This is a genomic window from Aeromonas veronii bv. veronii, assembly GCF_000820225.1.
In the GTDB taxonomy this organism is placed as follows: domain Bacteria; phylum Pseudomonadota; class Gammaproteobacteria; order Enterobacterales; family Aeromonadaceae; genus Aeromonas; species Aeromonas veronii.
Genome location: NZ_CDDK01000018.1, coordinates 192,437 through 212,397, shown reverse-complemented (window position 1 = coordinate 212,397; position 19,961 = coordinate 192,437). Strand labels below are relative to the sequence as shown.

The 19,961-nt window shown below is 60.1% G+C and carries 17 protein-coding genes, 9 tRNA genes and 1 pseudogene; 22 read left to right on the top strand and 5 right to left on the bottom strand.

All coding sequences use genetic code 11. From position 1 onward, the window contains the following. Positions 1-7: 7 nt before the first annotated feature. From BN1139_RS07225 to hemA, 4 genes are all read right to left on the bottom strand, one after another. Positions 8-391: a SirB2 family protein gene (locus tag BN1139_RS07225; protein ID WP_005334939.1), complete on the bottom strand. Its 384-nt coding sequence runs from the start codon at positions 389-391 to the stop codon at positions 8-10. 56 nt (positions 392-447) lie between these two features. Beyond that, on the bottom strand, positions 448-1,299 hold the full coding sequence (gene prmC / locus BN1139_RS07220) for a peptide chain release factor N(5)-glutamine methyltransferase (protein WP_005353893.1): 852 nt from the start codon (positions 1,297-1,299) through the stop codon (positions 448-450). Positions 1,300-1,360: 61 nt separating this feature from the next. Beyond that, positions 1,361-2,449 (bottom strand): peptide chain release factor 1, encoded by a 1,089-nt coding sequence (gene prfA, locus BN1139_RS07215; protein WP_005353897.1) that lies wholly within the window; start codon positions 2,447-2,449, stop codon positions 1,361-1,363. Between the two features lie 51 nt (positions 2,450-2,500). After that, entirely contained in the window at positions 2,501-3,760 is a 1,260-nt protein-coding gene (gene hemA / locus BN1139_RS07210; protein ID WP_005353904.1) for a glutamyl-tRNA reductase, read from the bottom strand. 126 nt (positions 3,761-3,886) lie between these two features. On the opposite strand from hemA, the gene lolB reads away from it, so the two are divergent. The 15 genes and pseudogenes from lolB to BN1139_RS07135 all read left to right on the top strand — a co-directional run bounded on the left by lolB (position 3,887) and on the right by BN1139_RS07135 (position 11,702). Further along, positions 3,887-4,465, top strand: coding sequence for a lipoprotein insertase outer membrane protein LolB (gene lolB, locus BN1139_RS07205; RefSeq protein ID WP_005353907.1), 579 nt, complete (start codon positions 3,887-3,889; stop codon positions 4,463-4,465). Next, a pseudogene (gene ispE / locus BN1139_RS07200) lies at positions 4,465-5,335 on the top strand (4-(cytidine 5'-diphospho)-2-C-methyl-D-erythritol kinase). The gene lolB and the pseudogene ispE overlap by 1 nt, the downstream one beginning before the upstream one ends. Further along, positions 5,315-5,389 (top strand) — tRNA-Gln (locus BN1139_RS07195). The pseudogene ispE and the gene BN1139_RS07195 overlap by 21 nt, the downstream one beginning before the upstream one ends. A gap of 197 nt (positions 5,390-5,586) precedes the next feature. Then, on the top strand, positions 5,587-6,534 hold the full coding sequence (locus BN1139_RS07190) for a ribose-phosphate pyrophosphokinase (protein ID WP_005343846.1): 948 nt from the start codon (positions 5,587-5,589) through the stop codon (positions 6,532-6,534). Positions 6,535-6,650: 116 nt separating this feature from the next. Continuing rightward, a complete protein-coding gene (locus BN1139_RS07185) occupies positions 6,651-8,639 on the top strand; it encodes a bifunctional metallophosphatase/5'-nucleotidase (RefSeq protein WP_005353914.1) in 1,989 nt (662 codons plus the stop codon). A gap of 218 nt (positions 8,640-8,857) precedes the next feature. Then, a complete protein-coding gene (pth, locus tag BN1139_RS07180) occupies positions 8,858-9,454 on the top strand; it encodes an aminoacyl-tRNA hydrolase (RefSeq protein ID WP_005353917.1) in 597 nt (198 codons plus the stop codon). 116 nt (positions 9,455-9,570) lie between these two features. Continuing rightward, positions 9,571-10,662 (top strand): redox-regulated ATPase YchF, encoded by a 1,092-nt coding sequence (gene ychF, locus BN1139_RS07175; protein WP_005353921.1) that lies wholly within the window; start codon positions 9,571-9,573, stop codon positions 10,660-10,662. A 234-nt stretch (positions 10,663-10,896) separates the two neighbouring features. Continuing rightward, positions 10,897-10,973 (top strand) — tRNA-Met (locus BN1139_RS07170). Between the two features lie 8 nt (positions 10,974-10,981). Beyond that, positions 10,982-11,056: transfer RNA gene (locus BN1139_RS07165), tRNA-Gln, on the top strand. 46 nt (positions 11,057-11,102) lie between these two features. After that, positions 11,103-11,177, top strand: a tRNA-Gln gene (locus tag BN1139_RS07160). A gap of 41 nt (positions 11,178-11,218) precedes the next feature. After that, a tRNA-Gln gene (locus tag BN1139_RS07155) sits at positions 11,219-11,293 on the top strand. A 39-nt stretch (positions 11,294-11,332) separates the two neighbouring features. After that, positions 11,333-11,409, top strand: a tRNA-Met gene (locus tag BN1139_RS07150). A 10-nt stretch (positions 11,410-11,419) separates the two neighbouring features. Further along, a tRNA-Gln gene (locus BN1139_RS07145) sits at positions 11,420-11,494 on the top strand. A gap of 39 nt (positions 11,495-11,533) precedes the next feature. Then, positions 11,534-11,610: transfer RNA gene (locus BN1139_RS07140), tRNA-Met, on the top strand. An 8-nt stretch (positions 11,611-11,618) separates the two neighbouring features. Next, a tRNA-Leu gene (locus BN1139_RS07135) sits at positions 11,619-11,702 on the top strand. A gap of 217 nt (positions 11,703-11,919) precedes the next feature. Here the strand turns inward: BN1139_RS07135 and BN1139_RS07130 are convergent. Next, the gene (locus BN1139_RS07130; RefSeq protein WP_005353923.1) at positions 11,920-13,752 is read right to left on the bottom strand and encodes an SLC13 family permease; all 1,833 of its coding nucleotides are present in this window, start codon (positions 13,750-13,752) and stop codon (positions 11,920-11,922) included. 263 nt (positions 13,753-14,015) lie between these two features. Between BN1139_RS07130 and pnuC the strand changes: the two genes are divergently transcribed. The 7 genes from pnuC (at position 14,016) to BN1139_RS07095 (ending at position 19,898) form a co-directional block, all read left to right on the top strand. Beyond that, the gene (pnuC, locus tag BN1139_RS07125; RefSeq protein WP_005353925.1) at positions 14,016-14,732 is read left to right on the top strand and encodes a nicotinamide riboside transporter PnuC; all 717 of its coding nucleotides are present in this window, start codon (positions 14,016-14,018) and stop codon (positions 14,730-14,732) included. A 3-nt stretch (positions 14,733-14,735) separates the two neighbouring features. Beyond that, positions 14,736-15,461, top strand: coding sequence for a nucleoside phosphorylase (locus BN1139_RS07120; protein WP_005353938.1), 726 nt, complete (start codon positions 14,736-14,738; stop codon positions 15,459-15,461). 105 nt (positions 15,462-15,566) lie between these two features. Continuing rightward, the gene (locus BN1139_RS07115) at positions 15,567-16,238 is read left to right on the top strand and encodes a Crp/Fnr family transcriptional regulator (protein ID WP_005353942.1); all 672 of its coding nucleotides are present in this window, start codon (positions 15,567-15,569) and stop codon (positions 16,236-16,238) included. A 42-nt stretch (positions 16,239-16,280) separates the two neighbouring features. After that, the gene (gene yqfB, locus BN1139_RS07110; RefSeq protein ID WP_005353945.1) at positions 16,281-16,607 is read left to right on the top strand and encodes a N(4)-acetylcytidine aminohydrolase; all 327 of its coding nucleotides are present in this window, start codon (positions 16,281-16,283) and stop codon (positions 16,605-16,607) included. A gap of 87 nt (positions 16,608-16,694) precedes the next feature. Continuing rightward, on the top strand, positions 16,695-17,615 hold the full coding sequence (locus tag BN1139_RS07105) for an alpha/beta hydrolase (RefSeq protein WP_005353949.1): 921 nt from the start codon (positions 16,695-16,697) through the stop codon (positions 17,613-17,615). A 61-nt stretch (positions 17,616-17,676) separates the two neighbouring features. Further along, positions 17,677-18,057 (top strand): DUF1622 domain-containing protein, encoded by a 381-nt coding sequence (locus BN1139_RS07100; protein ID WP_005353951.1) that lies wholly within the window; start codon positions 17,677-17,679, stop codon positions 18,055-18,057. Between the two features lie 200 nt (positions 18,058-18,257). Next, a complete protein-coding gene (locus BN1139_RS07095) occupies positions 18,258-19,898 on the top strand; it encodes an alpha-glucosidase (RefSeq protein ID WP_005353954.1) in 1,641 nt (546 codons plus the stop codon). Positions 19,899-19,961: the final 63 nt, after the last annotated feature.

Here is a 19,961-nt window from a genome sequence, read left to right as displayed (position 1 = left end):
TCATGCCTTAGCCGAACACACTCGTCTGTTTGAGCACTGCCAACTTGGCAATAAAGTAGATCCAGCCGAGCGCCCCCAGAAAGGAGCACCAGCGCACCAGATTGCTTTTGGCCAGCCGCAGCGCCATCGCCGCCAGAAATACCAGCACCAGAATGGCCATCAGCTTCTCGCTGAGCCAGGGCGTTCCGTTATTGAGCGGGTTGAGATCCAGCACCATGCAGAGCAATACGCCGGAGAGCACCACCAGACCGTTGAGCCAGCCGCTGACCTTCATCACCGGCGCGCTATAGGCTCGGCCAGTGGCGGTCTGTACCCAGTAGAAGCGGAGCATAAACATCAGCACGGCCCCGGCAATCAGGGTGAGGTGCAGGTGTTTGAGCACAAAAACCATATTCAATCCTTGCATGGGGGCGCACAGGCAACCCGCCGTGTAACAGTGAGGAACCGTCAGCGCAGCGGGCAGAGGCCCAGCGTCACCCTGTCGTTATCCCCGTAATCACGCACCGTGGCTACCTCGCGGTAGCCGCCATCACGCAGCAACTGACGCACCGCCTCCCCCTGATCCCAGCCATGCTCCAGCAGCAACCAGCCATCGGCCAGCAGATAAGCGGGGGCATGGGCCACGATGTGGCGGATATCAGCCAGCCCGGCGTCATCGGCAACCAGCGCCGAGCGGGGTTCAAAGCGCACGTCACCCTGCTCGAGATGGGGATCGGCGCCATCAATATAGGGGGGATTGGAGACAATCACCGCAAATCGTGGCGTTTCGTCGCGATCCGGCTCGCCAAGGGGCTCGAACCAGCTGCCGTCGCGCACCTCGATGGGTAACCCCAGCGCGACGCTGTTCTCGCGGGCCAGCGCCGCGGCATCGGCCATCCGATCCACCGCCCACACATCGATTTCGGGCCGCTCGGACTTGAGCGCCAGCGCGATGGCGCCGGTGCCGGTGCCCAGATCCAGCACGGCGCACGGCCCCTGCGGGATTCTGGTCAGCGCCTGCTCGACCAGCACCTCGGTATCGGGGCGCGGGATCAGGGTCGCCGGGCTCACTTTCAGCGGCAGCGACCAGAACTCCCGCTCGCCCACCAGATGGGCGATGGGTTCGCCATTGAGACGACGGGCCAGCCACCCCTGCAGGGTGGCCTGCTGGGCGGCATCCAGCTCATGTTCGGGCCAGGTCATCAGATAGCTGCGACGACACCCGAGCAGATGACAGAGCAGTACATCGGCATCGGCGCGGGGGGACTCCCCCTCAGCCAGCACGGTCATGATATGGGCGCGGGCCTGCTGGATCTGCATCAGTGCCACTCAACCTTACGGGCACCACACTTAATGCGAGCTTGCCGGATCACCATTTGCATCAGTTGTTCTCGGCCAGCGAGGCGAGCTGATCGGCCTGATACTCCTGCACCAGCGGGGTGATGACGCAGTCCAGATCCCCTTCCAAAATTTCGGAGAGGCGATAGAGGGTCAGGTTGATGCGATGCTCGGAGAGGCGGCCCTGCGGGTAGTTGTAGGTACGGATGCGCTCGGAGCGATCACCGGAGCCCACCAGATTGCGGCGGGTGCTCTGCTCGGCGGCGCGGTGGCGCTCATCCTCGGCCGCTTGCAGGCGGGCGGAGAGCACCGACATCGCCTTGGCGCGGTTCTTGTGCTGGGAGCGCTCGTCCTGACACTCCACCACCAGACCGGTCGGCAGGTGGGTGATGCGAATGGCCGAGTCGGTCTTGTTGACGTGCTGACCGCCGGCACCGGAGGCGCGGAAGGTATCGATCTTCAAGTCGGAAGGGTTGATCTCTATCTGCTCGGCTTCCGGCACTTCCGGCAGCACGGCGACGGTACAGGCGGAGGTGTGCACCCGGCCCTGAGACTCGGTCTCCGGCACCCGCTGTACCCGGTGACCACCGGATTCAAACTTGAGGCGGCCATAGACGCGCTCGCCGTCGATCTTGGCGATCACCTCCTTGTAGCCACCATATTCACCGTCATTGCAGCTGACGATGGAGACGCGCCAGCCCTGACGCTCGGCAAACCGTGAATACATGCGGAACAGGTCACCGGCAAAGATGGCCGCTTCGTCGCCACCGGCACCGGCGCGGATCTCCAGATAGCAATTGTTGTCATCCTTGGGATCCTTGGGCAGCAACATCAGTTGCAGCTCCTGCTCCAGCGCCTCCAGATTGGCCTTGGCGAGCGGCAGCTCCTCCTGCGCCATCTCGCGCAGGTCGGCATCATCCTCCTCCAGCATCATCTGGGTGGTCTCAAGATCATCCTGAGCCTGACGGTAACGCTGGAAGGCGTGAACGATATCTTCCAGCTGGGCATATTCGCGGGTCAGGGCGCGGTAGCGATCCTGATCCGAGACCACGTCTGGCTCGCCGAGCATGGCCTGTACTTCTTCGTGGCGCTCGATGAGGCCTTCCAGCTTTCTGATCAGTGACGGATTCATAACTCTTGCATTCTCAATGGAGGACGGGACAACCGGCAGGTTGCCCGAAAATTATGGCTCTTGTGACAACCCCAGCGCCTGCCGCAAGCGGGAGAGCTCGCTCTGATCCCCCTGGGAGGCAGCCTGACGCAATGCTTGGGTCGGCGCGTGGATCAATTTGTTGGTGAGGCGATGGGCCATCGCCTTGAGCGCCTGTTCGGCACTCTCGCCCTGCGCCAATGCCAGCAGGGCCCGTTGCAACTCTTCATCAGCCACTTGCTGTGACTGATGGCGGTAATCGCGAATGAGGTCGACCGAGCTCTGGCCGCGATACCAGCCCATAAACTCGTCGCGCTCTTCCTGCACGATCACTTCCGCCTGTGCGGCAGCCCGTTTACGGGTTTCGAGGTTCTGCTCGATGATCCCCTGCAAATCATCCACCGTGTAGAGATAGGCATCGGAGAGCTCATCGACTTCGGCTTCGATGTCGCGCGGCACGGCAATATCCACCAGAAACATGGGTTTGAAGCGGCGGGCCTTCAGCGCGCGCTCCACCATCCCCTTGCCGATGATGGGCAGGGGGCTGGCGGTCGAGCTGATGACAATATCCGCTTCGTGCAGATAGTCGGGGATCTCTTCGAGCGTCATCACCTGGGCGCCGAATTCGGCCGCAAGGGTCTGGGCGCGCTGCAGGGTGCGGTTGGCCACCATCATCTTGGTGACGTTCTGCTCGCGCAGATGACGGGCCACCAGTTCAATGGTTTCGCCAGCACCGACCAGCAGCACCTTGGTCTGGGAGAGATCGGAGAAGATCCGCCGACCCAGGCTGACGGCGGCAAAGGCCACCGACACGGCACTGGCGCCAATCTCGGTATCGGTACGCACCCGTTTGGCCACCGAGAAGGATTTCTGGAACAGCCGCTCCAGCGCCCCCTTCACCGACTCCGCCTGCTGGGCATGGGCGTAGGATTGCTTGATCTGCCCCAGGATCTGCGGCTCCCCCAACACCAGCGAGTCGAGCCCGCACGCCACCCGCATCAGGTGGCGCACCGCCTCTTCATCGTGATGCTGATAGATGGCAGTGACCAGTTCGGCCGCGTCCAGCCCGTGGAACTGTTGCAGCCAGCACAGCACTTGTTCCTGCCGCTCCTCCTCCAGATTGCAATAGAGTTCGGTCCGGTTGCAGGTGGAGACGATCACCGCCTCGCTGACACCGGGTTGGCTCACCAGCTCACGCAAGGCGCGATCAATGCAGTCCGGGCCAAAGGCGACCCGTTCCCGCAAGGCGACACTGGCGGTGTTGTGGTTGATTCCGAGGGCAAGCAAACTCATGAGTGGGCGACGATCATTTCATACGCTGGGTGCAAAGGCTGCCAATTGTACGAGAAAGGGTAAGTCTTTAAAAGCAATACGGCCGCCCCGTATACTGTGGCAAATTCCTCTCTCTGGAGCCGTCTCTTGCTGCTACGTATTTTTACCCTCACCTGCCTGCTGTTGCTGGCCGGTTGTGCCACCACCCAGCCCCAGCGTGACCAGGTGAACTGGAACCAGGAGCGGACCCGCCTCGAGCAGCTGACCCACTGGCAGCTATCCGGCAAGATGGCCATCATCACGCCACAGCAAAAGGGCAGCGCCCGTCTCAACTGGCAGCAGGATGGGGAGGATTATCGCCTCAACCTCACCAGCCTGATCGGCACCAGCATTCTGGAGCTCTCCCGCAGCAAGGGGGAGATCACCCTGCTCGACAGCGACGGCAATCGCCACCAGAGCCAGGATGCCGAAGCGCTCATCTATCAACTGACTGGCTGGAATATTCCGGTTGCGGGATTGCCAGAGTGGATCAAGGGGCTGCCAGGTCAGGCGGAGTTTGAACTCAACCCCGACAGCAGTCTGGCCAGCGTGCGCGACGGCCAGTGGCAGATCGTCTATGGCGATTATCGGGATCAGGATGGCTACCGCCTGCCGCACCAGCTGACCATGACCGGCCAGAACAGCCGCCTCAAGCTTCAGATCAACCAATGGACTCTTGCACGTTAATGGCTTCCACACGCTGGCCGGCACCGGCCAAACTCAACCTGTTTTTACACGTCAATGGCCGTCGTCCCGATGGCTATCACGAGCTGCAGACCCTGTTTATCTTCCTCAACCACAGCGACTGGCTCGAGTTCGAGGTGATACCGAATAGCGACACACTCACCCTGAACCCGGCCATTCCCGGGGTGCCGGATGAGCAGAATCTGATTATCCGGGCGGCGCGGCTGCTGCAGGCAACCCTGCCGAGCCCGCAAGGTGCCCATATCCGGCTGGAGAAAGTGCTGCCCATGGGGGGCGGCATTGGCGGCGGTTCATCCGATGCAGCGACCACGCTGGTAGCGCTTAACCACCTCTGGCAAGCGGGTTTGAGTGAAGATGAACTGGCAGCGCTTGGCGTCCAGTTGGGGGCCGATGTGCCGGTGTTTGTCCGTGGCAAGGCGGCCTTTGCCGAAGGAGTGGGCGAGCGGCTGCAACCGGTCGAACTGCCCGATGCCTGGTATCTGGTTCTCAAGCCCGATTGCCATGTGGCGACCGCGGCCGTATTCCAGGATCCGGACCTGCCGAGAGCCACGCCGAAAATGGCGCTGGACAACCTGCTGGAAGGCGAGTGGAAAAACGATTGCGAATCACTGGTGAAAAAGCGCCACCCCGAGGTTGCCAATGCGCTCGGCTGGTTGCTAGAATACGCGCCGTCAAGAATGACGGGCACAGGAGCCTGCGTCTTTGCTCAATTTGAAGACGAAGTGACTGCTCGGGAAGTGTTGGCCTGCGTGCCGAAGGGACTTGATGGGTTTGTCGCCAAGGGCGAGAACATATCACCTCTCTTCTCCACATTGCAACAGTTCAAATGATTGGGGTATCGCCAAGCGGTAAGGCAGCGGGTTTTGATCTCGCCATTCCTAGGTTCGAATCCTAGTACCCCAGCCAATTCCCAAGTAGCAATGATGCGTTGTGATTAACGTGGCCGGTTTTGCACTCGGCCACGGATTCGGGTTACCGGTATCATCACAATCATTGGGCAGCAGACACCTTGTACGTTATCTTGATAAATCGTTTGCCCCAAAACGATAGGGTCTGATTTCAGACTCCCCCACATACTGGATGCAACCCCGAGGTTTCAAACCGTGCCTGACATGAAGCTGTTTGCTGGTAACGCAACGCCGGAACTAGCCCAGAAGATCGCAGATCGCCTGTTTATCAAACTCGGCAATGCTGCCGTAGGTCGCTTTAGCGACGGCGAGATCAGCGTACAGATCAATGAGAATGTACGTGGTGGCGATATCTTCATCATTCAATCCACCTGTGCCCCGACCAACGACAATTTGATGGAATTGATCGTCATGGTGGATGCTCTGCGTCGTGCTTCAGCTGGCCGTATCACTGCCGTTATCCCCTACTTTGGTTATGCCCGTCAGGACCGTCGCGTCCGCTCCGCCCGTGTACCCATCACCGCCAAGGTTGTCGCTGACTTCCTCTCCAGCGTCGGTGTGGATCGCGTGCTGACCGTTGACCTGCATGCCGAGCAAATTCAAGGTTTCTTCGACGTTCCGGTAGACAACGTGTTCGGTAGCCCAGTGCTGCTGGAAGACATGAAGTCCAAGAACCTCGAGTCTCCTGTCGTTGTCTCCCCGGACATAGGTGGCGTCGTGCGTGCCCGCGCCATCGCCAAGCTGCTGGATGACACCGACATCGCCATCATCGACAAGCGCCGTCCCCGCCCGAACGTCTCCCAGGTCATGCACCTGATAGGTGACGTTGCCGGCCGCGACTGCATCATCGTTGATGACATGATCGACACCGGCGGCACCCTGTGCAAAGCCGCAGAGGCCCTGAAAGAGCGCGGTGCCAAGCGTGTATTCGCTTACGCCACTCACCCGGTCTTCTCCGGTTCTGCCGTCGAGAACATCAAGAACTCCGTGATCGATGAACTGATCATTACCGACTCCATCCCGCTCACTGCGGAGATGAAAGCGGTAGGCAAGGTCAAGCAGCTGACGCTGTCAACTGTACTGGCCGAAGCCATTCGTCGCATCAGCAACGAAGAGTCCATCTCTGCCATGTTTGAGCATTGATAGATTCAGCAATAACGAAAACCGCCATCAGGCGGTTTTCGTCTTTCTGGACCTTCTCTTTCCAACTTTCTGCTATCTGGTACGACCCTGCCCCCGGCAGGCTTAAGGATTTACCCATGAATTGCTTGCGTCCCCTCCTGCTCGCGACCCTCACCTCCGCCCTGTTCGCCTGTCAGCCCGCCAAAGAGAACCCGCCCTTCGTGCTGACCCTGGCTCACATGAACGACACCCACTCCCAGTTTGATCCGGTCAATGCCGAGATCAAAGGGCAGATCTTTGCCCAGCAGGGGGAGACGGACACCCTCTATACCCGCTTTGGCGGTTATCCGCGCCTGCTGACCATGGCGAAAGCCTATCAGGCCGATGCGCTGGCCAAGAACCAGCCCTTGCTGCTGCTGCACGGCGGTGATGCCTGGCAGGGCAGCGGCTACTTCAAACTCAACGAGGGGATGGCCAACGCCGAGTTGCTGAGCCAGTTCGGCCTCGATGCCATGGCGCTGGGCAACCACGAGTTCGATCTGGATAACCAGAAGCTGGCCCGCTTCATCGAGGGGGTCAACTTCCCGGTGCTGGCCGCCAACCTCGACACCAAGGCCGATCCGGCCCTTAGCAAGGCTGACAACCTCAAGCCCTTCGTGGTCTACGCCTTTGACGGCAACCAGAAGAGCCCAGTCACCGATCTCGACAACCTGCCACAAGGCAAACAGCTGGTCGCCGTCATCGGTCTGGTGCTGGAAGACATGGGCAACATAGCCCCCAACGTCGGCAAGCTGCGCTTTGGCAAGGAGGTCGCCTCGGCTCAGGCCACGGTCGACATGCTGCAAGCCAAGGGGATCCACCAGATCGTGGCGCTGACCCACATCGGCAACGAGCGGGATCTGGCACTGGCGGCCAAGGTAAACGGCATCGATGCCATCGTCGGCGGCCACTCCCACAGCCTGCTCGGCGATTTTCGCAATATTGGCTGGGGCAAGACCGGCGACTACGCCAAGCTGGTGACCAATCCGGATGGCATCGGCAAAACCTGCGTGGTGCAGGCAGGCTCCTACGCCCAGGCCATCGGTCTGGCACAGGTGACCTTTGACAGCCAGGGTCAGGTGACCGACTGCCAGGGCCACAATAGCCTGCTGGCCAGCCGCGACTTCTTCGCCGATGCGGCGCGCAAGCAGGCGCTCGACGACGCCCGCAGCAAAGAGGCAAGCCAGTTTGTCGACAACCAGCCCAATATGGTGACCGTGGATGAAGATCCGCGCCTGCGCGGCATCATCGACAGCCACTACAAACCGGCGCTGGAGCAAGCCTACGGCCCGGTGATCGGCACCATCCCCGAGCAGCTGCAAAATGCCCGTCGCCCCGGCGACAACGGCAGCGACAGCCACGGCTCAGATGTAGCGCCGCTGGTTGCCGAAGGGGAGTTCTACTGGGCCAATACCCCAGCAGTGCAAGCCCTGACCGGCGGCCCGGTCGATTTTTCTTTGGTTGCGGTGGGCGGCGTGCGCGCCGACCTGCCCGCTGGCGAATGGCGCGAGGGGGATAGTGCCCTCACCCTGCTGCCGTTCAAGAACCAGCTCTCGGTGCTGACCCTGACTGGCGCCGAGGTGCGAGCCCTCTTGACCGAGACCATCACCGCGACCCTGCCCGCCAGCGCCCATGCCGGCAAGTTCCCCTATGGCGGCCACCTGCGTTACACCTTCAAGGAGACCGACGCAGGCAAAGCGGGTACTCTGACCCAATTGCAGCGCAAGACCGCAAGCGGCGAGTGGCAAGATCTGGTGGATAGCCAGCGCTATCGGGTGGTGATGAACGCCTACAGCGCCAACGGCAACGATGGCTGGCAAGCACTGGCCAATGCCCAGCGTCAGAAGAGCGAGCGGGTCGATATCGCCAGCGTCAACGGCAAGCTGACCGCCTTCCCGGTGCTGAAGGTGGCACAAAACGGCGAGCTGCTGAGCGCCGTCTATGCCCCGGGCCAGCCCCTCGATTGCAAGGCCAGCGGCATGGATTGCGGCACTGATGCAGCGTCTTTCGTGGAATATGTCCGCGATGCCCGTCCCACCCTGACCGCACTGGATGAAGAGACCGTCACCCTGCTGCGTACCAAATAACGACCGTAGTCAACCGGGCACAATCCATCGGTAAACTGAAACGGGCCTCTTGCAAGAGGCCCGTTTGCCCACCGTTAGCCACCCATTGGCCGCAATAATGCTGCAAATCCCGCCATAACATGCGCATTGGTTGAGTGATCGCCACTCGGCGGCTAGAATATTGCGTCCTATTGCCCTGGGTAGTGTGCCCACGGCAGCTGCGAGTGAAGACATCAAGCGTGACAAGCGAAATCAAACTGATCGTCGGACTGGGCAACCCCGGCCCGGAATATGCCAAGACCCGCCACAATGCGGGCGCCTGGTATGTGGAGCAACTGGCCCGCTGGCACAATGTCAGCCTGCGTGAAGAACCCAAGTTCTTCGGCCATACTGCCCGCATCCTGGTCGAGGGGCAGGATGTGCGGCTGCTCATCCCGAACACCTATATGAACCTCTCTGGCAAGGCGGTGGCCGCACTGGCGCGTTTTTATCAGATTGAGCCGGAAGCGATTCTGGTGGCCCATGACGAACTGGATCTGCCGCCTGGCATCGCCAAGTTCAAGCAGGGTGGTGGTCACGGTGGCCATAACGGCCTCAAGGACATCATCGCCAAGATGGGCAACAACAATAACTTCTTCCGGCTGCGTCTCGGGATCGGCCATCCCGGCAGCAAAGAGCTGGTGGCTGGCTTCGTCCTGACCAAGGCCCCCAGCAGTGAACAGAACCTGATCGACGCCGCGCTTGACGAGTCCCTGCGCGCCACCGACATCCTGTTCAAACAAGATATGACCAAGGCCATGAATCGCTTGCACAGCTTCAAGGCGGAAAAGGGTTAGGTCGGTTTGACCCTGTACGGGCATTGTGCCGGTACATGAGCAACGACCAGAACAAGCATGACATGGGCCGCCTGCGGGCGACCCCCAACAGCATCCATCAAGTAAGGTAACAATCCATGGGTTTTAAATGCGGTATCGTGGGCCTGCCCAATGTAGGCAAATCCACCCTGTTCAACGCGCTGACCAAGGCCGGTATCGAAGCCGCCAACTTCCCGTTCTGCACCATCGAGCCGAACACAGGTGTGGTGCCGATGCCGGATCCTCGCCTCGATCAGCTGGCTGCCATCATCAATCCGCAGCGTGTTGTGCCGACCACCATGGAATTTGTGGATATCGCCGGTCTGGTTGCCGGTGCCTCCAAGGGTGAAGGTCTGGGTAACCAGTTCCTGGCCAACATCCGTGAAACCGAAGCGATCGGCCACGTTGTGCGCTGCTTCGATGACGAGAACATCATTCACGTTGCCGGCAAGGTCTCTCCCGCTGACGATATCGAAGTGATCAACACCGAGCTGGCCCTGTCGGACCTGGACGCCTGCGAGCGCGCCATTCACCGTCAGTCCAAGCGCGCCAAAGGCGGCGACAAGGATGCCAAGCTGGAAGTGGAAGTGCTTGAGAAGATCAAGGTCGCACTGGAAAACGGCCAGATGATCCGCGGCATGAAGCTGGATAAAGAAGAGCTGGCCGCGGTCAGCCACCTCAACTTCCTGACCCTGAAACCCACCATGTATATCGCCAACGTGGCGGAAGATGGCTTCGAGAACAATCCCTATCTGGACAAGGTGCGTGAAATCGCCGCCGCCGAGAACGCGGTCGTGGTCGTGGTCTGCTGCGCCATCGAAGCAGACATCGCTGAGCTGGACGACGAAGATCGCGCCGAGTTCATGGCAGACCTTGGCATCGAAGAGCCGGGCCTGAACCGCGTTATCCGCTCCGGCTACCAGCTGCTCAACCTGCAGACCTACTTCACCGCCGGTGTGAAAGAGGTGCGCGCCTGGACTATTCCGGTCGGTGCTACTGCCCCGCAAGCGGCTGGCAAGATCCACACTGACTTTGAAAAAGGCTTTATTCGCGCCCAAACCATCGCCTTTGAAGACTTTATCAACTACAAGGGTGAGCAAGGCGCCAAGGAAGCGGGCAAGATGCGCGCTGAAGGGAAAGATTACATCGTCAAAGATGGCGATATCATGAATTTCCTGTTCAACGTCTAATCCCATGACAGGCCAGCATTTGCTGGCCTGTTTTTTATCTGCCATTGCCCGGGCAATAATGGCAATGTCTTAAAAAAAAGCAGATTGTTGGGCTTTTGCGCAACAGAGACCAATAACTGGTCAAACGCACTCAAATTGCGTTTTTCTGGCAAAAAAAGGGTTGACGCCCCAGAGCCAGATACGCATAATTCGGCCCGCACGGTGACGAGGTAACGACTCACCGGAAGCAAGGTTGGCTATGTAGCTCAGTTGGTTAGAGCATCGCACTCATAATGCGGGGGTCACAGGTTCGAATCCCGTCATAGCCACCATCTCTAGTTGGGGTATCGCCAAGCGGTAAGGCAGCGGGTTTTGATCTCGCCATCCCTAGGTTCGAATCCTAGTACCCCAGCCATTTTTAAAAGTTCTTTGCCAGTCTCGCGACTGTTGAGGAACGCTGTTGGGGTATCGCCAAGCGGTAAGGCAGCGGGTTTTGATCTCGCCATCCCTAGGTTCGAATCCTAGTACCCCAGCCATTTTTGAAAGGTGTTTGATAGTTTCTGTCAGGCATCACTGTTGGGGTATCGCCAAGCGGTAAGGCAGCGGGTTTTGATCTCGCCATCCCTAGGTTCGAATCCTAGTACCCCAGCCATTTTTCTGTTCTCTTCCACATCAGTGGTTGATAACAAACGGCTATGTAGCTCAGTTGGTTAGAGCATCGCACTCATAATGCGGGGGTCACAGGTTCGAATCCCGTCATAGCCACCATTATTTCTGTTGGGGTATCGCCAAGCGGTAAGGCAGCGGGTTTTGATCTCGCCATCCCTAGGTTCGAATCCTAGTACCCCAGCCATTTTTCTGTTCTCTTCCACATCAGTGGTCGATAACAAACGGCTATGTAGCTCAGTTGGTTAGAGCATCGCACTCATAATGCGGGGGTCACAGGTTCGAATCCCGTCATAGCCACCATTAATATTGCGGAAGTGGCGAAATTGGTAGACGCACCAGATTTAGGTTCTGGCGCCCTAGGCGTGAGAGTTCGAGTCTCTCCTTCCGCACCATTAATAGCAGTACCAAACAGACCAGCTCACGCTGGTTTTTTTGTATCTGAAATTTGCCTCTCCCCAGTTTTTCTCTCGCGCCTCTATTAACCCAGCTCCACGTTAATTCAGGTTCACGATACTCTTCACTGATTCCGATCACGCCTTGCCACTCTTGTCTCCCGGCCACAAAAAAGCGGCCGCAGGCCGCTGGTGCACACATTCATCATCCCGGTTATCAGAACGGGAAGAACCAGGGGATCGCTACCACGCTGACCGCCATCACCAACAGGGTGAATGGCACCCCGATACGGATAAAATCGGCAAACTTGTAGTTGCCCGGCCCTAGCACCAGAGTATTCACCGGTGACGAGACCGGCGTCATAAAGGCAGCCGAGGCGGCGATGGCAATGGTCATGGCAAACGGATAGGGCGAGACACCCATCTGCTGGGCCGTGCCCAGCGCAATAGGCGCCATCAATACCGCCGTCGCCGTGTTGGAGATAAAGAGCCCGATCACCGCGCAGAGGGCAAACAGGCTGGCCAGCATGACCCGCGGCCCCATCTCCCCTACCGCATTGATCAGACCACCGACGATCAGATCCACCCCGCCGGTTTTTTGCAACGCCAGCGCAAAGGGGAGCATGCCTACGATGAGGATCAGGGTCGGCCAGTGGATCGACTTGTAGGCACTCTCCATATCGATGCAGCGAAACTTGCCCATCAGCAGACAGGCGATCAGCGCCGCAATCACGTTGGGCACCGGATCGGTCACCATCAGCAGGATCATCACGCCAAGACAAAAGAGGGCATGGATCGCCTGGCTGCGGGCGGGGGCCATCTCGTCCACCTCGGCCGGCAGCCCCATCAGCAGAAAGTCGCGGCTATGGGTCTGCAACTGTCTGATGTGGCTCCAGTTCCCTACCACCAGCAGGGTATCCCCCATCTGCAGCGGCTCATCCACCAGCTTGCCTGCCAGTGCCTCACCGTCGCGGCGCAGCCCCACCACGCTCAGACCATAGCTGGAGCGGAAGGTCACCTCACGCACGCTTTTACCCAGCAGCTTGGACTCGGGGATCAGCGACACCTCGGCCATCCCCACCTCCCGCGCCTGATCGGAGAAGTATTCGCCGCGCAGGATCATCGGCTCAAGGCGCGCCTCGCTGCAAAACTCACGAATGTCGATCTCGGGATCGGACATATCGATCAGCAGCACATCCCTGGCCTGAAATTCACTGATCCCCGAGACCGGCACCATCACCCGACGAAACTTGCGCCAGCGCTCTACCCCGATAACGTGGGCGCCATAGCGGGCGCGCAGTTGCAACTCATCCAGGGTATGGCCAATCAGCGGTGAATCGGGCCGCAGCGCCAACCGGCGAGCCCGGCCGGTAAGTCGATAGTCGCGAATAAGGTCGCGAAAGGTGCGCCGTCCGCTCTGTTTGCCTTTGCCCTCTTCCCCCTCGCCCACCAAGGAGCCACGCACCAGCAGCATGTAGACAATCCCGCACAGCAGGATCAGGGTGCCGAGCGGTGTGAAGCTGAAAAAGGTGAAGCCGTGAATGCCATGGCGCATCAGTTCACTGTTGACCACCATGTTGGGCGGTGTAGCCACCAGCGTCATCATACCGCTGATAAGGCCGGCAAAGCCGAGGGGCATCATCAGGCGACCAGCCGGGATCCCCATCCGGTTCGCCACGCTCAGCACCACCGGGATAAAGATGGCCACCACTCCGGTGCTGCTCATCACCGCCCCCAGACTCGCCACCGCTACCATCAGCAACACCAGCAGCTTGGTCTCGCTGCTGCCCGCCACCTTCACCAACGCATCCCCCACCTGATAGGCGATACCCGTGCGCACCAACCCCTCCCCGACAACAAACAGGGCGGCTATCAGAATGACGTTGGGATCGCTAAAGCCCGCCAGCGCCTCCGGCAGGGTGAGGGTGCCGCTCAGCACAAACAAGATGACCACACCAAGGGCGACCACGTCCATGCGCACCTTGTTGGTCATAAAGAGATAGATGGCGCCAGCCAGCAGACAGAGCACCCAGACAAGCTCGGAATTCAATGCAACCTCCTTTTATCACGTGATTCTCCTCCCGGAGAGTGGACTCTATCAGACCACAGCCACGGCGCTATCATCTTGCTACATATCAATAAAGTCCGGCCCACCGGGGCCCCATAACTCATCACTGCTGGAATAACCGGGCAGCAGTGGCGATTTCTTTGATATGGGCCAAGTACGGGGCGGACAAAAGTCCTGCCCCTCCTCCCCCTCACCCCTTAAAATGGCGCCCTCGCATACTAACCCTCATGCCCAAGGATCAGAAAATGAGCATATTCGAGCTGTTCAGCATCAATAACACGCTAGTGACCATACCGCTGGGTGGCGGCTATGCCATGTCATGGATTGAAGCCATCGGCACCCTGTTCGGGCTGGCCTGCATCTGGTTCGCCAGTCAGGAGAAGACCATCAACTACCTGTTTGGCCTGATCAACGTCAGCCTGTTTGCCATCATCTTCTTCCAGATCCAGCTCTACGGACTGTTGATGCTGCAGCTGTTCTTCTTCTGCGCCAACGTCTACGGCTGGTACGCCTGGACCCGCCCGGCCAACGATCAGGGGGATACTCTGCAGATCCGCTGGCTCAGCAGATCCAAACTGATGGTGACCGCCGCCGTGAGCGTGCTGGCCATCGCTCTGCTGACCCGCTATATCGACCCGGTCTTCGCCACCCTGGCACGCACCTCGGTCTCCCTGCTCAACCTGTTTGGTGCCAACCTTGCCATCCCCGAGCCCTCCCCCGATGCCTTCCCGTTCTGGGATGCCAGCATGACGGTGCTCTCGGTCGTCGCTCAGATCCTGATGACCCGCAAATACGTGGAGAACTGGATCCTCTGGGTCGTCATCAACATCATCAGCATCGGTGTCTATGCCGCGCAGGGCGTCTACGCCATGTCGCTGGAGTACCTGATCCTGCTGTTCATCGCCGCCAACGGCACCCGCCTCTGGGTGATTGCCGCCAAGCGCCAGCCACAAGGTCTGTAAGCCATGAGTCTGTTACCCCATCTGCAGTGCCACCCCGACCAGATTGCCGAGCGGGTGGTGCTGTGCGGCGACCCGGCCCGGGTCGATCGCATCGCCAGCCAGCTCGAACAGTGTGAAGTGCTGGGGCAAAACCGGGAGTTTCGCCTCATCAACGGCCGCTATCAGGGGCTACCCATCACGGTCTGCAGCACCGGCATTGGCGGCGCCTCGGCCATCATCGCGCTGGAGGAGCTGGTGCAAGCCGGTGCTCGCTCGCTCATTCGGGTCGGCTCCGCCGGTGCCCTGCAACACGACATCGGCCTTGGCGACCTTATCGTGGTGGAAGGGGCGGTTCGCAATGAGGGGGCCTCACAGGCCTATCTGCCCGCCGAGTACCCCGCCTGCGCCGACATCTGGCTGCAAGCGGCCCTGCTCAACCATGTGGCAACCGGCAGCCAGCCTCATTGGCACGGGCTGGTGCGCTCCCACGACAGCTTCTATCGGGATGACGAGCAAGAGGTGTGCCGCTACTGGCATGCCCGTGGCGTGCTCGGCGCTGACATGGAGACAGCCTCCCTGCTGACCGTGGGGCGCCTGCGCAAGGTGCGGGTCGCCGCCGTGCTCTGCAACGTGGTGCTGTTCGAGCAGGATGTGCAACAAGGGGTGGCGGATTACGCCAGCGCCGAACAGGCGATGATGGCCGGTGAGCAGCACGCCATCGCCGCCGCCCTCTACGCCCTGGTGCAATAAACCGTAAACCGTTAACTGCGGCACATCCGCTACCGTGCGGGCTGGTATCCGGCCCGCACTCTTGCTAGCCTCATGGCCCTCGTCATCCGGTGCGACAGGCAAGTCATGCAGCAACAGCCCTACCCCCTCGGCCGTTTTCACGCCGAACTCCAGCAGCTTGAACCCCGCTTTGCCGCGGCGCTCGACGCCTGCACCCTGTTTCTGCGCCGTTACCTGCCGGGCGAATTGATCATGCGCCAGGGGGAGCAGAGCGAGCAGCTCTATCTGGTCGAACATGGTCGGGTCTCCCTCAATAGCACCGTCCACTCGGGCCGCATCTTCCAGCTCGGCGAGATTGAGTGTCACAGCCAGATCTTCGGCGAGATGGAGTTCTTCAGCGCCACCCCGGTGCAGTGGAACGTGGTGGCCGAGACCGAGCTGGATGCCCGGGTCATCTGCGCCGACAAGCTGGCCCAGCGGCTGCTGACCGAACCCGAGTTGACCCTCTTTTTCGCCGCCGCACTCGCCAGCGACTATCTCGATACGCTGGAGATCACCACCAGCCGCCTGCTCCACCCCATCGCCTACAACATCGCCTATGAGCTGTGGCGTGAGCGCCAGCGCACTCCGATGCTGGGGTCACGCAAGCGGGCCCATGAGGCGGCGCGCTTCGGCACTACAGAGCGGGTTTACCGCCGCGCCCTCAAGGAGCTGGTCGAGCAGGGCATAGTCGCCGACAGCAGCGACGGCCCTGTTATCGCCGATCTGGCCAAACTGCGCGCCTATCTCGATCTTTGATTTCCATTCATCCCATTTCGATTCACCCAGTCAGGAGTCACCATGTCTGCCCATCCCTATCCCGAATTCACCTTCTTCAGCCGCTTCGTTGCCGACATTCAGGCGGGCCGCAAGACCATCACCATCCGCGACGAGAGCGAAGCCAACTGGCAACCCGGCCAGCGGCTGGCGCTGTTCACCAACCCGGAGCGCCAGCCCTTTGGCACCATAGAGGTGCTCTCGGTCAAGGCGGTCGCCTTCGATGAACTGAACGACGAGCACGCCCGTCAGGAGAACATGACCCTCCCCAAGCTCAAACAGGTGATCCGCGATATCTACCCCGCTCTGCCGCCGCTCTATGTGATTGAATTCCAGCTGATTGAAGCCTGATTTTGTGAGCTGCCTCAGCTAACGCCGGTTGCGCTTTCTGGCTAAAAGCGCAAAATAACTGTTTTTATATACAGTCATTAGTGCGTTATGGAAACACAACTTGAACCGGCCATTGCGGCCATGGTGACAGAGTTCATTGCCGCAGGCCGCCCCAAGGCGAGCAGCCTGAGCTGGCAGGAGCGGCGTGAAGGCTATCTTGCTTCAGCCATATTGGGTGGTGAACAGGAGGAGGTTGGCGCTGCCGAAGAGTGGCAAAACGGCCATTATTCCGTTCGCCTTTATCAGCCAGCGTCCACCTCAAGTGCAAGCCGTCCGGCCCTGATCTACTTTCATGGCGGCTGTTTTGTCAGCGGTGAGTTCGACACTCACGACCGCCAGATGCGGATGCTGTGCAATCGCGCCGAGGCACTGGTGTTCGCGGTACATACCCGCCTTGCCCCTGAACACACCTATCCTGCAGCACATGACGATGCACTGGCAGCCACGCTCGCCATCATGGCCGATGTGGAGAAATGGCATGGGGATCCGGCAAGGATTGCCCTTGCGGGCGACAGTGCTGGCGGCCACCTAGCCCTGATCACCACCTTGCGACTCAAGGAGCGAGGCGCCCCCTTGCCCGCAGCCCAACTGCTCATCTATCCGATGCTCGATGCTGCTGGCGACAGTGACAGCTATCGGCAGCTAGGGGATGACTACCTCATCACCCGCGACATGCTGTTAAGCGGTTTTCACGCCTATCTGGGGGAGCAGCCCTTCACTCACCCCGAAGCCAGCCCGCTCCACCATCCCGCCCTGTCAGGATTGCCGTCGACCCATATCGTAACGGCGGAATATGATCCGCTGCGCGATGAGGGGGAAGCCTTCTATCGCAAACTGCTGCAAGCCGGGGTCACGGCAACCTGTCAGCGGCAACTGGGCGTTATACACGGCTTCTTCCAACTGGCCGGAGTCAGCCCCGCGGCGCGTCAGCTCATTGAACAGCTCTCACTGCTTATCAGGAGACTCTGATTTGGCCTTTGCCGAGCGATGTGTTAATAGTGTCCTCTTTTGAATCAGGGAGGTGACCCGAGTGTTTGAGATAGCGAGCCTGAAAGAGGGGATGATGCACGGGGTCGAGCTGTTCCAGCTGCTGCTGGAGATCATCTCCATCGCCTGTGTGGTGATAGGGCTTGGCAAAACCCTCTGGCTAGCGGCGCGGGTGCGGGATCACCAGCCCGGATTTCCGCGCATTCGCCTCTGCTTTGGCAGCTGGCTCATTCTGGCGCTGGAGTTTCAGCTCGCCGCCGATATCCTGGCCACCACGGTCGCACCGAGCAAGGAGGAGCTGATCCGCCTCGCCATCATCGCGGTGATCCGCACCTTCCTGAACTACTTCCTCGGCAAGGAGCTGGAGGCACAAGCGGAACACCAGCAGGAGCAGCGCAGCGAGCAGACCAAGGCTGCTCAATAACCAGTATTCCTGCATAACATCATCGCTGAGTGCCGTGCCATCCCGACCACCTACGTGGCTCGGGATGGCCCAGTTGTGACCCTTCCCTCACTTTTGGCAATCAGCCAACTATGGAACCCTTTTCAAGGTTTCCCCTGCCCTGTTGAGGGCCAGATCATCTGGGTAAGATAGGAATAACTCCCCCCCAACCGGCCAAGCTGATGAACCCGCAACCCCTCCACACGCCCGATATCGACCTCGAGAGCTGCGTCATCTACCAGATCTACCCCATGAGCTTTCAGGACAGCGATGGCGACGGCATGGGCGATATCAACGGCATCCGTCAGCGCCTCGGTTATCTGGCCACCCTGGGGGTCGATATGCTGTGGCTCACCCCCATCTATCGCTCCCCCAAGCGGGACAACGGCTACGACGTGGCGGACTACCGTGCCATCGACCCCGCCTTCGGCACCCTGACCGAGATGGAGCAGCTGATAGCCGAAGCGGCCGCTCACGGCATCGGCATCATGATGGATATCGTCGCCAACCACACCTCCACCGAACACGAGTGGTTTATGAAGGCGCTGGCCGGCGATCCTCGTTATCAGGGTTATTACGTATTCCGGGATCAAGCCTTTGTCGATGCCCACCCGGTCACCTCGATCTTTGGCGGCAGCGGCTGGCAGTATGTGCCGGAGCTTGATCGCTACTACCTGCACAACTTCGACGCGAGTCAGGCCGATCTGGACTGGGACAACCCGGCGGTGCGCGCCGAGATGGCAGCGGTGATCAACTTCTGGCTGGGCAAAGGGATCAAAGGATTTCGCTTCGATGTGATCGATATGGTGAGCAAGGAGTGGGACCGGCTGGCCATGAGCAACGGCCCGCACCTGCACGACTATATCCGCGAGCTCAATGCCGCCAGCTTCGGCGGCAAGGGGATCATCACGGTGGGGGAGACCTGGGGGGCCGATCTCGCCCATATGCAGAACTATTCGAACCACGACGGCAGCGAGTTCAGCATGGTGTTCAACTTCGAGCATCTGGGGCTGGGCAGTGACAAGTGGTCATCCCGCTTCGATCCCCTCGCCTTCAAACAAGCCATGGCCCGCCACCAGCAAGGGCTGCACGGTCAGGGCTGGAACAGCCTGTTTCTCGGCAACCACGACCTGCCCCGCGCCGTCTCCCGCTTTGGCGATGACAGGCCAGAGTGGCGGGAAACCAGCGCCAAGCTCTGGGCCATGGTGCTGCATATGATGCAGGGCACTCCCTTCATCTATCAGGGGGAGGAGCTCGCCATGACCAACCGCCACTGGCAGCCGGGCGAGCTGCGCGATGTGGAGGCGCTCAACTACCGCTCCAGCCACTCAGGGCTGGATCCTGCCGAGCTGAGTCGGCGGCTCGATGCCATCGGCCGCGACAACGCCCGCACCCCGATGCAGTGGAACGGCGGCCTCCACGCCGGTTTCAGCACCACCACGCCCTGGATTGCCCTCAATGCCAACCACGTCGAGATAAATGCTGACGAACAGCTGACACGCCCCGACTCGCCGTTTCACTGCTATCGCCAGCTCATCGCCCTGCGCAAGGCCCACCCTGTCATTCGCTACGGCAATTTCGAGCTGCTGGATGGGGACGACCTCGAGCGCATCAGCTATCGCCGCCACTGGCAGGATCCGGCCAGCGGAGAGCGGCACACCCTGCTGCTGCTCGCCAATCTCACGGCGAACCCCTTGCCGATGCCCCACTTCGACAAGGTGGCAGATGAGATGCGGTTGCTGCTGGCCAATTACCCAGGCGAACCGCTGCCACTCTTCGCCCCTTATCAGTGCGCCATCTGGCTGCAAGTGGATCAGGGTTAACCCCGTGCTGACGGGCCATACCAATGGCCCGTCAGCCACCTCCCGTCGGCTGTCAGCAGAAAA